The sequence below is a fragment of the Xanthomonas arboricola pv. juglandis genome (assembly GCF_905367715.1).
GTDB lineage: Bacteria > Pseudomonadota > Gammaproteobacteria > Xanthomonadales > Xanthomonadaceae > Xanthomonas > Xanthomonas arboricola.
In genome coordinates this window covers 4099281-4113785 of the sequence record NZ_HG999362.1, presented here as the reverse complement: position 1 = coordinate 4113785, position 14505 = coordinate 4099281, and the positions used below count along the sequence as shown (strand labels likewise).

Annotated in this window: 12 protein-coding genes; 6 read left to right on the top strand and 6 right to left on the bottom strand. The window is 63.8% G+C overall.

The annotated features are described in order from the left end of the window. Positions 1–123 precede the first annotated feature (123 nt). The gene (locus tag KHN93_RS17625; RefSeq protein WP_104560073.1) at positions 124–1068 is read right to left on the bottom strand and encodes an electron transfer flavoprotein subunit alpha/FixB family protein; all 945 of its coding nucleotides are present in this window, start codon (positions 1066–1068) and stop codon (positions 124–126) included. Next, entirely contained in the window at positions 1068–1814 is a 747-nt protein-coding gene (locus tag KHN93_RS17620) for an electron transfer flavoprotein subunit beta/FixA family protein (protein ID WP_104560072.1), read from the bottom strand. Before KHN93_RS17620 ends, KHN93_RS17625 begins: the two co-directional genes overlap by 1 nt. 216 nt (positions 1815–2030) lie before the next feature. On the opposite strand from KHN93_RS17620, the gene rfbB reads away from it, so the two are divergent. The 4 genes from rfbB (at position 2031) to rfbD (ending at position 5496) form a co-directional block, all read left to right on the top strand. Beyond that, positions 2031–3086, top strand: a complete 1056-nt coding sequence (gene rfbB, locus KHN93_RS17615) for a dTDP-glucose 4,6-dehydratase (protein ID WP_104560071.1) — start codon at positions 2031–2033, stop codon at positions 3084–3086. Between the two features lie 63 nt (positions 3087–3149). Next, positions 3150–4037, top strand: coding sequence for a glucose-1-phosphate thymidylyltransferase RfbA (rfbA, locus tag KHN93_RS17610; protein ID WP_104536329.1), 888 nt, complete (start codon positions 3150–3152; stop codon positions 4035–4037). Continuing rightward, positions 4034–4591, top strand: coding sequence for a dTDP-4-dehydrorhamnose 3,5-epimerase (gene rfbC / locus KHN93_RS17605; protein WP_104560070.1), 558 nt, complete (start codon positions 4034–4036; stop codon positions 4589–4591). The genes rfbA and rfbC overlap by 4 nt, the downstream gene beginning before the upstream one ends. Next, positions 4588–5496 (top strand): dTDP-4-dehydrorhamnose reductase, encoded by a 909-nt coding sequence (gene rfbD / locus KHN93_RS17600; protein ID WP_211920929.1) that lies wholly within the window; start codon positions 4588–4590, stop codon positions 5494–5496. The genes rfbC and rfbD overlap by 4 nt, the downstream gene beginning before the upstream one ends. Before the next feature lie 115 nt (positions 5497–5611). Here the strand turns inward: rfbD and KHN93_RS17595 are convergent, their stop codons facing one another. Both KHN93_RS17595 and KHN93_RS17590 read right to left on the bottom strand, forming a co-directional pair. After that, a complete protein-coding gene (locus tag KHN93_RS17595) occupies positions 5612–7015 on the bottom strand; it encodes a mannose-1-phosphate guanylyltransferase/mannose-6-phosphate isomerase (RefSeq protein ID WP_024938345.1) in 1404 nt (467 codons plus the stop codon). Between the two features lie 45 nt (positions 7016–7060). Beyond that, positions 7061–8407: a phosphohexomutase domain-containing protein gene (locus KHN93_RS17590; RefSeq protein WP_024938344.1), complete on the bottom strand. Its 1347-nt coding sequence runs from the start codon at positions 8405–8407 to the stop codon at positions 7061–7063. Positions 8408–8541: 134 nt separating this feature from the next. Between KHN93_RS17590 and KHN93_RS17585 the strand changes: the two genes are divergently transcribed. Then, positions 8542–9273, top strand: a complete 732-nt coding sequence (locus KHN93_RS17585; protein ID WP_024938343.1) for a CoA transferase subunit A — start codon at positions 8542–8544, stop codon at positions 9271–9273. Continuing rightward, positions 9273–9911, top strand: coding sequence for a CoA transferase subunit B (locus KHN93_RS17580; RefSeq protein ID WP_104560068.1), 639 nt, complete (start codon positions 9273–9275; stop codon positions 9909–9911). Before KHN93_RS17585 ends, KHN93_RS17580 begins: the two co-directional genes overlap by 1 nt. 23 nt (positions 9912–9934) lie before the next feature. Here the strand turns inward: KHN93_RS17580 and KHN93_RS17575 are convergent, their stop codons facing one another. Continuing rightward, positions 9935–12670 (bottom strand): rhamnan synthesis F family protein, encoded by a 2736-nt coding sequence (locus KHN93_RS17575; RefSeq protein WP_212579674.1) that lies wholly within the window; start codon positions 12668–12670, stop codon positions 9935–9937. Between the two features lie 109 nt (positions 12671–12779). Next, positions 12780–14429 (bottom strand): electron transfer flavoprotein-ubiquinone oxidoreductase, encoded by a 1650-nt coding sequence (locus tag KHN93_RS17570; protein ID WP_211920927.1) that lies wholly within the window; start codon positions 14427–14429, stop codon positions 12780–12782. Positions 14430–14505 lie beyond the last annotated feature (76 nt).

Below are 14505 nucleotides of genomic sequence, written 5' to 3'. Positions count from 1 at the left end.
TGGTGGGTGCAGGCCGATGCGACATGTCGATCCATGACCATCTCGCCTGAGCGGGGGTTGAACAGTTTACAACCAGAGCGACCGTTCTAGGGGACGATGCCGAGGAAAGAGGTGGACAGCGCTCTATGCGAGCGCTGTCTCAAGTTCCGGCAGGAGAGTGAAAAGATCTCCCACCAACCCGATATCGGCAATCTCGAAGATCGGCGATTCAGGGTCCTTGTTGATCGCCACGATCGTGCCGGCGTCCTTGATGCCGGTCAGATGCTGGATCGCCCCGCTGATGCCGATCGCCACGTACAGCTCGGGGGCGATGATCTTGCCGGTCTGGCCGACCTGCAGCTCGTTCGGTACGTAGCCGGCGTCCACGGCGGCGCGCGAGGCGCCCACAGCGGCGCCGAGTTTGTCGGCCAGGCTGTAGATGTGCTGGAAGTTCTCTGCCGAGCCGACGCCGCGGCCGCCGGAGACCACGCGCTTGGCGCTCTGCAGATCCGGACGATCGGAGCTGCCTGCGGCCAGGCCGACGAAGCGGGTATGGGTCGGCAGCGCGGCATTGACCGTGACTGCTTCGACCGTCGCGCTGCCGCCGGCTGCCGCTTCCGGCCAGGAGGCGCTGCGCACGGTGGCGACCACGACCTGGTCGGCCGGTGCTTTCACCGTGATGATCGCGTTGCCGGCGTAGATCGGGCGCTTGAAGGTGTAGGCATCTTCAACCGCCATCAGGTCGGAGACCTGGTTGACGCCTAGCAGCGCGGCCACGACCGGCATCAGGTCCTTGCCGAACGTGGTCGAGGGGCCGAACACGTGGGTGTAGCCCTGGCCGGCGAGCTGGGCGATCTGCGGCCCCAGCACCTGCGCAATGGCATGTTCGTTGGCGGCGTTTGCCACTGTCAGCACGCGAGCAACACCCGCCAGCTGCGCGGCCTGGGTCGCAACCGCGGCCGGATCGGCCGCCAGCACGACGATGTCGATGGACTCGGCCGACACCGCGAGCGCGGCGCTGAGGGTCTTGGCGGTGGCCGCGTTGAGCTGGCCGTTGAGATGTTCGGCAACGATGAGAACCTTGGCCATTACAGCAACCCCTTCTGCTTGAGTGCGGCCACCAACTCGGCGGCGTCCTTGACCATCACGCCGCGGCTGCGCTTGGACGGCGGCGCGTAGTAGGTGGTGGCCAGGCTGTCGTGCGCATCGACGCCGAGATCGGCAAAGGCCAGCGTTTCCAGCGGCTTGCTCTTAGCCTTCATGATGTCCGGCAGCTTGATGAAGCGTGGCTCGTTCAAGCGCAGATCGGTGGTGACCACTGCCGGCAGGTCCACTTCCAGCGTCTCCAGGCCCGCATCGACTTCGCGGGTCACCGTGGCCTTGCCATCGGCGACCACCAGCTTGCCGGCGAAGGTCGCCTGCGGGCGACCCCACAAGGTGGCCAGCATCTGGCCGGTCTGGTTGGCGTCGTCGTCGATCGCCTGCTTGCCCAGGATGACCAGGTCCGGCTGTTCCTTCTCGACCAGCTTGAGCAGGGTGCGCGCGGCGGTCAACGGCTGGATCGCCGCGTCGGTGACCACGTGGATGGCGCGGTTGGCGCCCATCGCAAGCCCGTTGCGCAGGTGCGCGGCCGCATCGGCCGGGGCCAGGGTGGCGACCACCACCTCGGTGGCGATGCCGGCGTCGCGCAGGCGCAACGCCTCTTCCAGGGCGATTTCGTCGAACGGGTTGGGCGAGAGCTTGACGCCGTCGGTGACCACACCGGAACCATCGGGCTTGACCTGAATGCGGACGTTGTAGTCCACCACGCGCTTGTAGGCGACGAGGATTTTCATCGTGTACGAGATCCTTCAGCTGTTGCGGGAAGGCCCGGCCGCGGCGGCAGGCTCGGGAGTGGGGCCATTCTAACCGGGCGGCATGCACCATGCGATGGCGTATGGATGCTGCGGCGCAACACTTGCGCATGCCGTTTGGGCCTGGGATTGCTCCGACCGTATATCCTGTGTGGTTTGAGAACGCAGCGCTGCGCGCGCGACCAGGAGGGGTAGACAGTGGCGACTTGGCTAGTGACCGGCGGGGCCGGTTTTATCGGCGGAAATTTTGTTCTTGAGGCAGTGGCGCGCGGTATTCGCGTGATCAATCTCGACGCGCTCACCTATGCGGGGAACCTGAACACGCTGGCGTCGCTGGAAGGCAATGCCGACCATGTCTTCGTCAAGGGCGACATCGGCGACGGCGCGCTCGTGACCCGTCTGCTGCAGGAACATCAGCCGGACGCAGTGCTGAACTTCGCTGCCGAAAGCCATGTGGATCGCTCGATCGAAGGCCCCGGCGCGTTCGTCCAGACCAACGTCGTCGGTACCCTGGCCTTGCTCGAGGCCGTACGCGACTACTGGAAGGCGCTGCCGGATGCGCGTCGCGAGGCCTTCCGGTTCCTGCATGTGTCCACCGACGAGGTCTATGGCACGCTGGGCGAGACCGGCAAGTTCACCGAGACCACGCCGTATGCGCCCAATTCCCCGTACTCGGCGTCCAAGGCGGCCTCGGATCACCTGGTGCGCGCGTTCCACCACACCTACGGGCTGCCGGTGCTGACCACCAATTGCTCGAACAACTACGGCCCGTACCATTTCCCGGAAAAGCTCATTCCGCTGGTGATCGCCAAGGCGCTGGCCGGCGAGGCGTTGCCGGTGTACGGCGATGGCAAGCAGGTACGCGACTGGTTGTTCGTCAGCGACCACTGCGAGGCGATCCGCACCGTGCTGGCCAAGGGCCAGGTCGGTGAGACCTACAACGTGGGCGGCAACTCCGAGCGCCAGAACATCGAGGTCGTGCAGGCGATCTGCGCGCTGCTGGATCAGCATCGCCCGCGTGAGGACGGCAAACCGCGCGCGAGCCAGATCACCCATGTCACCGACCGCCCCGGACACGACCGTCGCTACGCGATCGATGCCTCCAAGTTGAAGAACGAGCTGGGCTGGGAGCCGGCGTATACCTTCGAGCAGGGCATCGCGCAGACGGTGGAGTGGTACCTGACCAACCAGGCCTGGGTGCAGGGCGTGCTGGATGGCAGCTATCGGCTGGAACGGATCGGCGCCGCGGCCTAACGCGAGCCCTTAGGCAAGAGCCCGCGCATACAAGCATGTGCGGGCCTCAACAGGACATCCCTGATGACACAACGTAAAGGCATTATTCTGGCGGGCGGCTCCGGCACGCGCCTGTATCCGATCACCAAGGGCGTCAGCAAGCAGCTGTTGCCGGTGTACGACAAGCCGATGATCTACTACCCGCTGAGCGTGCTGATGCTCGCGGGTATCCGCGACATCCTGATCATCAATACGCCGCACGAGCAGGCGCTGTTCCAGTCGCTGCTGGGCGACGGCTCCCAGTGGGGCGTCAATATCCAGTATGCCGTGCAGCCCAGCCCCGATGGTCTGGCGCAGGCCTATCTGATCGGCCGCGAGTTCGTCGACGGCAAGCCGAGTTGCCTGGTGTTGGGCGACAATATCTTCCATGGGCATGGTCTGACCGATACCTTGCGCCGCGCCGATGCGCGTGAGCAGGGTGCAACCGTCTTCGGGTACTGGGTCAACGATCCCGAACGCTACGGCGTTGCCGAATTCGATCAGCAAGGCAAGGTCATCGACATTGCCGAAAAGCCGGAAAAGCCCCGTTCCAACTACGCGGTCACCGGCTTGTATTTCTATGACGGCAAGGCCAGCGACTACGCCGCTGCATTGAAGCCCTCGCCGCGCGGCGAGCTGGAGATCACCGATCTCAATCGCTGCTATCTCGATGCCGGCAATCTGCACCTGGAGCCGCTGGGGCGCGGATATGCATGGCTGGATACCGGGACGCATCAGTCATTGCACGAAGCGGCCAATTTCATCGAGACCATCCAGATGCGCCAGGGCCTGCAGGTGTGCTGCCCTGAAGAAATCGCATTTGGTCAGGGCTGGATCGATGCGGAGCAGCTGGAGCGCCTGGCGGCGCCGTTGTTGAAGAATGACTACGGCAAATATCTGACTGCATTGGCCAAGCGCGGGGTCGTCCATTGAAAGTGATCGAAACGACGTTGCCCGGCTGCGTCGTCATCGAGCCTGCGGTCTTCGGCGATGCGCGCGGTTATTTCTTCGAAACATGGAATGCAGAGCGCTTCGGGCAGCATGGCCTGCCGACAAGCTTTGTACAAAGCAACGTCTCCACGTCCGCCAGGGGCGTGCTGCGCGGTCTGCATTACCAGTGGCCCCGGCCACAGGGCAAGCTGGTGAGCGTGCTCGAAGGCGAGGTGTATGACGTCGCGGTGGATATCCGCGCCGGATCTCCCCACTTCGGGCGTTGGACCGCCGTTTTACTGAGCGCAGAAAACCGCCGCCAGGTCTGGATACCTGAAGGCTTTGCACATGGTTTTGCCGTGCTTTCAGAAAAAGCATTATTCAGCTATCTGTGCACCGACGTTTACGTCAAGGAAGCAGATGCAGGCGTGCGTTGGAACGATGCGGCGATCGGGATCGATTGGCCGATCAGCGATCCAGTGTTGTCCGCCAAGGATGCCAAAGCGCCGTTCCTTGATGAGGTGCCAGTCGATCGACTGCCGGTGTACATGCCGTGACCACGGTGTTGTTTGGTGCCAATGGGCAGGTCGGGACGGAACTGCTGCGCGCACTGGCAGCCGATGACGCAATATGTGCAACGACGCGCAGCGGCCGGTTGGCCGATGGAAGCGCGTGCGAGACGGCGGATTTCGACGCGCCGGAAATGTTGGCCGTCTTGTTGGACCGGGTCGGCCCGTCGCGCGTGGTCAATGCGGCCGCCTACACGGCGGTGGATCGCGCCGAACATGAGCGAGATAGCGCCATGCGCGCAAATGCCATCTCGCCCGGCGTCATTGCCGCATGGTGTGCATCCCGCAATGTTCCGCTCGTGCACTACTCGACCGACTATGTCTTCGACGGTCGAGGTAACGCACCGTACCCGGAAGACGCGCCGACCTCGCCACTGGGCGTCTACGGTGAGACCAAGCTTGCTGGCGAGGAGGCCATCCGTGCTTCGGGCGCGCAGCATCTGATTCTGCGCACGGCATGGGTGTACGCGTCGCACGGCGCGAATTTCCTGCGCACCATGTTGCGTGTGGGTGTCGAGCGCGATGAGCTGCGGGTGGTGGCCGACCAAATCGGTACACCAACGCCTGCTGCCTTGATTGCCGATGTCACTGCGCAGTTGCTGCGCCAACGCACCCCCGACACGTCGGGTACCTGGCACCTCACGGCGGCAGGGCAGACCAGCTGGCATGGCTTTGCCGAGGCGATCTTCCAGCAAGCTGTCAGCGCAGGCCTGTTGTCGCGCGCACCGCGCGTGGTGCCGATCACGACCGCCGACTATCCGACGCCCGCAACGCGGCCGGCGTACTCGCGGCTGTCGATCGACAAACTGCAGCGCGAGTTCGACATCGTGTTGCCGTACTGGCAGCTCGGCCTGCAGCGCGTGATTGCCGAAATCGCCGCTGCCAGAGAGTAAATCCGCAACTCTGGTCGGTGGCGATAGGTCCGCTGATCAATACGAGCCGCAAAAACAAACAGCCGGGAATCCCCGGCTGTTTGCTGATACGTCGGAAGGGCCTGCAAGCGACCGATCAGGCGCGCCCGTAGGTATCTTCGAAACGCACGATGTCGTCTTCGCCCAGGTAGCTGCCGGACTGCACTTCGATCAGCTCCAATGGCAACTTGCCCGGATTGCGCAGGCGATGGGTCACGCCCAGTGGGATGTAGGTACTCTGGTTTTCGGTCAGCAGCAGCACCTCGTCGCCACGGGTGACTTCGGCGGTTCCGCTCACCACGATCCAGTGTTCGGCGCGATGGTGATGCATCTGCAGGCTCAGCACCGCACCGGGTTTGACGGTGATGCGCTTGACCTGGTGGCGCTGGCCCATGTCGATCGAATCGTAGGCGCCCCACGGGCGATAGACCTTGCGATGCCAGGTGGCCTCTGAACGGCCAGCCGTCTTGATCTGGCCGACCACATCCTTGACCTCCTGGATGCGATCACGATGACCGACCAGCACGGCGTCCGGCGTCTCGACGACGACGACGTCTTCCAGGCCGACCATGGCGATCAGGCGCGAGCCGTACGCATAGGTGTTCTTGCAGTCCAGCTGGATGACATCGCCGTGGTGCGCATTACCCTGGCCGTCCTGTTCGGAGACGTCCAGCAGCGACGACCACGACCCGACATCGTTCCAGCCGGCATCCAGCGGCACCACCACTGCATCGGCGGTCTTTTCCATCACCGCATAGTCGATCGAATCCGACGGGCTGGAGGCGAACGCGTCCTTGTCCAGACGGGTGAAGTCGGCGTCGCGCTTGCCGCCTTCCCACGCCTTCTGGCACGCATCGGCGATGGCGGGCTGGAACTTGCGCAGTTCTTCCAGATAGCGCGAGGCGCGGAACAGGAACATGCCGCTGTTCCAGTAATACTCGCCGCTGGCCAGATAGCCTTGCGCGGTGGCCAGGTCGGGCTTTTCGACGAAGCGTTCGACCGCGGTGGCGCCGGTGCCGGCCCCGGCCTTGATGTAGCCGTAGCCGGTTTCGGGCGCGGTGGGCTTGATGCCGAAGGTGACCAGCTTGCCCTGCGCTGCGGCAGCTGCCGCGACGGTCACGGCAGCCTGGAAGGCGGCCTCGTCACGAATCACGTGATCGGACGGCAATACCAGCAACAGCGGATCGTCGCCATTGCGGGTGGCTTCCAGGGCGGCTACAGCAATCGCCGGAGCGGTGTTACGGCCCTTGGGCTCGAGCAGGATGGCAGACGGCTTGACGCCCAACTGCTGCAACTGCTCGGCGGCCATGAAGCGGTGTTCTTCGTTGGCCACCACGATGGGGGCATGCGCCGCCACCGGGGCGGAACGCAGCCAGGTGGCCTGCAGCATGCTGTGCTCGCCGACCAGCGGCAGGAACTGCTTGGGATAGGATTCGCGCGACAACGGCCACAGGCGCGTGCCGGAACCGCCGGACAGGATGATCGGAAGGACGTCGCTCATGAGCGGGGGAAACTCCAGTGCGTCAAAGTGGGGGAAGATGTTAAATCAGCCGCGCAGCAGGTTGGAAATTTCCTGCGTACGCGTTTCCAGCAGTGCGGCATCGCCGCGCGTTTCCACGTTTAGACGCAGCAGCGGCTCGGTGTTGGAGCTGCGCAGGTTGAAACGCCATTGGCCGAAGTCGGCACTGATGCCATCGGTGTAGTCCAGTTCCGGCGACTGATCGCCGTAGTGATCCATCACGCGGGCAACGGCCGCCTTGGCATCGTCCACCTTGAAGTTGATCTCGCCGCTGCAGGGGAATTTCTGCATGCGCGCCTCGACCAGATCCGCCAGCGAACGACCGGACTGCGACACCAGCTCGGCGATCAACAACCACGGGATCATGCCGGAGTCGGCGTAGGCGAACTCGCGGAAATAGTGGTGCGCGCTCATCTCGCCGCCATACACGGCGTTTTCGCTGCGCATCTTTTCCTTGATGAAGGCATGGCCGCTCTTGCACAGCACCGGGATGCCGCCGGCGTCCTCGACCATCTCGACGGTGTTCCAGGTCAGGCGCGGGTCGTGCACGACCTTGCCACCCGGCTGCTTGGCCAGGATCGCCTGGGCCAGCAGGCCGACCAGGTAATAGCCTTCGATGAAGCGGCCGGTGTGGTCGAAGAAGAAGCAGCGATCGAAGTCGCCGTCCCAGGCGATACCGAAGTCGGCGCCGTGTTCCTTGACCGCCCTGGCGGTGGCGTCGCGGTTTTCGGGCAGCAGCGGGTTGGGGATGCCGTTGGGAAAGTTGCCATCGGGTTCGTGGAAGACGCGGATGAACTCGAACGGCAGCTGCGGTGCAAGCAGGTCGACGATCAGGCCTGCGCCACCGTTGCCGGCGTTGACCACCAGCTTGAGCGGCTTGAGCGTGCTGCGGTCCACGTAGCTGAGCAGATGCTCAAGGTAGGCGGTCTTGTCGGTGCGGCTCTGCTCGCTTGCGGTTGGCTCGCCCGGCGCGGCGGTATCGGCAGCGACGGTGTCGCGGATCGCGAACAGGCCGGTGTCGGAGCTGATCGGTCGCGCCTGCTCGCGGACCAGCTTCATGCCGTTGTAGTCCATCGGGTTATGGCTGGCGGTAACCATCACGCCGCCGGCCGCCTTGAGGTAATCGGTCTGGAAATAGACCTCCTCGGTGCCGCACAGGCCGATGTCGATCACTTCGCGGCCGCTGGCGCGCAGGCCGGCGGAGAGCGCTTCCTGCAGGCCGGGACTGGCCAGGCGCACATCGTGGCCCAAGACCACGGGCCCTTGCTCCAGCTGCGCCGCCAATGCCACGCCGATGCGGCGCGCCAAGTCCTCGTTGAGTTCATCCGGCACGCGGCCGCGAATATCGTAGGCCTTGAAGGCGGGTAGCGTCATGGGCAATTCCTGGGGTGGGGGAATTCCGAGTTTAGCGGCTGTGCCGTGTCTTGGGTGTGGCGGAATTGCGATCGGGGACAGGGAACAGTCAGCGGCTAGAATGGCCGCTTCACATCAGCGAGGCGAGGGCGGTGATGAGCAATGGTGGACGTGGTGCGGCAAGCGGCAAACGCTATGCCGACGCCGGGGCGGCGCTGGATGGGGTGCTGGCCGATGGCCAGACCCTGGCGGTCGGCGGCTTCGGATTGTGCGGAATCCCGGAAGCGTTGATCGCGGCAGTGCGCGCGAGCGGGGTCAGCGGATTGACCGTGATCTCCAACAATGCGGGTGTCGACGGATTCGGGCTGGGTCAATTATTGGCCACCCGGCAGATCCGCAAGATGATTTCGTCCTACGTGGGCGAGAACAAGGAATTCGAGCGGCAGTACCTGGCCGGCGAACTCGAGCTGGAGTTCAACCCGCAGGGCACGCTGGCCGAGCGCCTGCGCGCGGGCGGTGCGGGAATTCCCGCGTTCTATACCGCAACCGGTTACGGCACCATCGTCGCCCAGGGCAAGGAAACCCGGCAATTCGACGGCAAGCAGTACGTGATGGAAACCGCGCTGCAGGCCGACGTCGCGCTGGTCAAGGCCTGGCGTGCGGACACGGCTGGCAATCTGGTGTTCCGCAAGACCGCGCGCAACTTCAACCCGGCCTGCGCCATGGCCGGTCGCGTCTGCGTCGCCGAGGTCGAGGAGATCGTGGAGGTGGGTGCGATCGATCCGGACCAGGTGCATCTGCCCGGTATCTATGTCGACCGGCTGGTGCTCAACGCCACCCCGGAAAAACGCATCGAACAGCGCACCGTGCGCGAAGGACAGCACTGATGGCCTGGACCAGAGACCAGATGGCCGCACGTGCGGCGCGCGAATTGACCGATGGTGCCTACGTCAACCTGGGCATCGGCCTGCCGACGCTGGTGGCCAACCACATTCCCGATGGCGTGGACGTATGGCTGCAATCGGAAAACGGCCTGCTCGGCATTGGCCCGTTTCCCAGCGAGGACGAGGTGGATGCGGACCTGATCAATGCCGGCAAGCAGACAGTCACCGCACGTGCCGGCGCCAGTTATTTCGGCAGCCACGACTCGTTTGCGATGATCCGCGGCGGGCACATCGATCTGGCGATTCTCGGTGCGATGCAGGTCACCGAGCGCGGCGACCTAGCCAACTGGATGGTGCCCGGCAAGATGGTCAAGGGCATGGGCGGCGCGATGGACCTGGTGGCTGGCGTCAAGCGCGTTGTCGTGCTGATGGAACACGTCGCCAAGGACGGCAGCCACAAGATCCTGCCCGAATGCGACCTGCCATTGACCGGTGTCGGCGTGGTCGATCGCATCATCACCGACCTGGCGGTATTCGACGTCACCGATGGCGGGTTGGTGCTGGTGGAGGCGGCCGAGGGAGTGGCGCTGGAGGAATTGCGCCAGAAGACCGGTGTGACAATTCTGATGCCTCAATCGTGAGGCAAGGCCGGACGGCCGTCAGGTCATCCGGCCCGGACCACGCCGCGTCCGGTGAAACGGTCGTCCAGTTGCAGATCCGCCAGCCACGGCGCCTGCCAGCGTCCGAAACCGAAGCATTGCAGTGGGATCTGGACCGAGGTTCGGTCGAAGTCCAGCAGGTAGCTTTGGTCCTGCGCAACCTGGCAGACGTCTGCAATGAATGCCAACGCACCTTCGTGCACCTGCGCGATCGTCGCCCATTGCGCTGTCGACAGTTCCGGATGGGCGTAGACCGCAGTCGGAACGTCGTTGCTGGCTGTGAAGCAGGAAAATTGCGGCGAAGGAGCGGTGAGCAGTGTTTCCAAGAGCAGATCGTGGCGCAGGATCGCTGACTGCTCCGGGTCGCTCTCGGTACGGCCATCGAAATAGCGAGCGGCTGCCCAGCTCTGCGCAGTAATCTTTGTGGCGCGCCCGTTCAATGCAAAATAAGCGCCACCCAGCGGCTGTCCGGTCAATCTTGTGAGGTTGGCCTGGATGGTGCCGGAATAACCTATATCGGCCACCATGGCGGTGCCGTCGCCTGCAATCGCTCTCCAGTAATGCAGGTAAGCCGTCCTTTCAGTTTCGGCAAGCGTCAGCAGTTCGTTGATCGCCGGGGCAATCAGTTCCAGCAGCTCGGCATGCATCTCCGGCAGGTAGACATCGCGTTGCATGACCGGGCGGCCCAGGCGACGTTCCAGAATATGTGCTGCGGCCTCTCCCAAGCGCGCCTGTACCAGGTTGCCCAGTGTTCCGGTGTAGGTGCTGTCCAGCAGCAGTGCAAGATCATCCGGCGCATGCAGTGAGGGTGTTCCGGTCCCCCGTCGCGATGCCAGCAGATACTTGCCATGCAGCTGCTGCAGTGCAGGGGATGTTTTCCTCACCAGCTGGAACCCCTGCTCCAGCAGGTGACCTTCCCGGCTCAGGAACAATATCGTTTCGATATTGCGTTGCGTCGCCGTGCGGATCAGCCAGGCGAGATAATCGAAGATCAGCGGGCCGATCACCACATAGCCAAGACAGGCCGGTGAAAGAACCGGCGAGGGCATCAACGTGTCCGGGTGCCGGTCGGCAAGATCGGCGAACCGATTGGCCAGCAGGCCAAGCCACAACTGGTCCTGCCACCGGGTTGCCGCCCCCGAAGCGGCTCTCAGCGGGCGCAATGCAGGAATCACCTCCAGCAGTGCGGATGGCCGAAGCACATGCACTGGTGTCAACAGCTTGTGCATCTGTGGACGCTGGACATCTGCATGTTCGTTGTCGCCGACATGCAGCCACTGGGAGGCATCGATTTTCTCGAGGGCCGGCAGCTCCTTCCAGACATTGTCGGCATCCTTGCGCCAGCCCGTCTCGCAGGACACATACCAGGCAGCCGGCAGTGCGCTGACTTCTGGTGGCAGCACCTGCTGCAGCAAAGCGCTATCCAGATACATGTCCGAAAGCGCAACCAGGCGGATGCCACGTTGTTTTAGTTGCGTCGCTGCTGCGATCACGCCCCGGCGTGGTCGCAGCAGCTGGGCTTCCAGGGTCACTTCCAGTGCCTGGAGGGCATCGATCGGAAGTCCCTTCGCATTGGGCAGGCCAGCCAGTGTGGCGTAGATGCTCGATAGATCGACATCGGCGCCACGTTGATGGCGCGCTTTTGACTCGGCAAGTTCGCGCAGTTCGAGAAAATTTCCGATCCCGAATTGGCGTGCTATCAGGTGGGCAAGAAAGGCGCGGGCACCGGCCGGAAACAGGAACGGCCTCACCACCAAGGTGTCGAAGATATCCAGCGACACCAGTCGGGCCTGCAGGGACGACAGTGTCAATCGTGTGGCGATCGGCGTCTCGAGCGACGCCTGCCAGTTGCGTCCACCCTCGTCGCTGAGCGACAGCGTCCCGTCTTGCGGCAGGATGCCGATGCGATACCGCTGATGGCGCACCACAGCGACGAACAAGCGTTCCACCGCGTGGTGCAGGGTGCCGTCGATCTGCCCGTGCTCTTCGGGGAAGTCCTTGAGTTCCAGATTCAGTGCGTACAACGGCCGCAGTGCATCCACCTTCGCCCAGAACATCGATCCGGCAGGAAAATCGATGTACTCCGAGGGGCTGATGTCGAATCCAAGTCGCTGGGCAAGTGTGCGACAGACGCTGAAATTGCTGAGCCAGGTATGCGCCCACAGCAGCACCCGCTCGTAACTTTCGGGATAAAGCATGCCAAGCCGCGGCTCGGCCTGAAACATCCCCAGTTGCCAGGCGATACGCTCCGGGCTCCCCATCAGGGATGACACCAGGTAGCGACGCCACTCGCCTTGTTCGCTGCCGGTATACAGCGATTTTTTCGTATGCAGATGGCCGACAACATCCAATGCCAGGATCTGCTCGCGAAACGTCACCAAGAGCGGTGCGATGTCACGGCCGCGATTGGGCACGACGCGTATCTCGAGCTTCTCGACCTGCGGCAGCTTTGAAAAGCGCTCGCGCGCCTGAGCTGCGGCTGTGTCATCCATCACCGATACCAGCAGGTCATAACCCACCGGCATATGCTGGAGCGACTGCGCGAATTCGTCGATCAGGTCGGGATAGAAGACGTGCAGCATCACGCCAATCTTGAGCTGCAGCTGCGACAGTGGAGCAGGCGCGAGGAATGGGTGTTGGTCAGGCAGGCGATGAACCGCCGGGCGCGCGCGCCCGGCTAGCTGTAACCGCCCCACCAGGCCACGAATTCCCAAGGCGCGTATTACCTTGAGTGCCCGTATTGCGACTGCGGTTGCGCCGGAGAAACCGCCGCCATGGAGTTCTACCGAGCGACGTACCGCAGCCACGAGTTTGGAAAGACTGCCGGTCACGCGGTACGCCACTGATTAATCACAGATTCTGGTAGTTCGGGCCCGAACCACCCTCCGGCGTGACCCAGGTGATGATCTCGTATGGGTCCTTGATGTCGCAGGTCTTGCAGTGCACGCAGTTGGCGGCGTTGATCTGCAGGCGCTTGCCGGAGGGGCTGCCAGTATCTGCGACCATTTCGTAGACGTTGGCCGGGCAGAAGCGGGTGCAGGGGTTGTCGTACTCCTGCACGCAGCGGGTGGCGCAGACGTCGGTGTCGAGCACCTTCAGATGCACGGGCTGGTCTTCGTCGTGCTCGGTGGCGGCGAAGTAGACCGCCTGCAGACGGTCGCGCGGAGCGAGTTCGCGCGTGCCGTAGTCGCGGTTGGGTTGCTCGTAGTCGCCAATCTTGTGTAGTGCCGACCAGTCGGGTTTGTTCTTCAGCGTCCATGGCGAGGCGCCCTTGAGCGCGGTTTCCCAGGCGGCATTGAGCAGGCCGAACCACAGGCCCTTTTTGAAACCGGGCTTGATGTTGCGCACCTGCTTCAGCTCGGCCATCGCATCGGACGCGCGCAACTTGGCGTCGAAGCCTTGCGGCGCCAGCTGCGATTGCACCAGATGTTCGGCGGCCAGCATGCCGCTACGGATCGCCTGATGGGTGCCCTTGATCTTGGGCACGTTGAGCAGGCCGGCGGTGTCGCCGATCAGCAGGGCACCGGGCATTTCCACCTTGGGCAGCGATTGCCAGCCGCCGGTGACGATGGCGCGCGCGCCGGCCGAGAGGATGCTGCCGCCTTCCAGCAATGGCTTGATCAGTGCGTGGTTTTTCCATTGCTGGAAGGCTTCCCACGGCTGGTACTTCGGGTCGCTGTAGTCCAGCCCGCTCACATAACCGAGCGCGATCTGGTTGTTGTCCAGGTGATACAGGAAGCTGCCGCCGTAGGTGCGGTTGTCGGCCGGCCAGCCCAATGTGTGCACGATCTTGCCGGGACTGACGCGCCCCTCCGGTACCTGCCACAGCTCCTTGATACCGATCGAATAGCCCTGCGGGTCGGCATCGGCGGTGAGGTCGAAGCGTTTGAGCAGGCGCTTGGTCAGATGCCCGCGCGCGCCTTCGGCCAGCACGGTGACCTTGGCACGGATGTCGATTCCGGCGGTGTAACCGGGTTTGTGCGAACCGTCCTTGGCCACGCCCATGTCGCCGATGCACACGCCGATGACCTGGTCGTTGTCGTCGTGCAGGGTTTCGGCGGCGGCAAAGCCGGGGTAGATCTCCACGCCCAGGGCTTCGGCCTGCGGCGCCAGCCAGGCGCACATTGCGCCCAGGCTGACGATGAAGTTGCCGTGGTTGCGCATGCCTGGCGGCACCACCGGGAACTTGCGCGCGCTGTCCTTGCCGAGAAACCAGAATTCGTCGTCGGTGGCGGCTACGCAGATCGGCGGCGGGTTGTCGCGCCATCCCGGCAGCAAGGCATCCAGCGGGCCCGGCTCGATCACCGCGCCGGACAGGATATGCGCACCGATGGTGCTGGATTTTTCGATCACGCAGACGCTGATGGCCGGATCGAGCTGCTTGAGCCGGATCGCAAAGGCCAGCCCGGCCGGACCGGCGCCGACGGTGACGACGTCGTACTCCATCACGTCGCGCTCGACCGTCTCTGGCGCATTTGCGCCGACTCCTGCTTCCGACATTGCTCCGCTCCAGTTGGCTCGATGGCTGCTGCGCATTTTCCGGGATTCGATGTGACGGCGGCAAATCGGATCGATT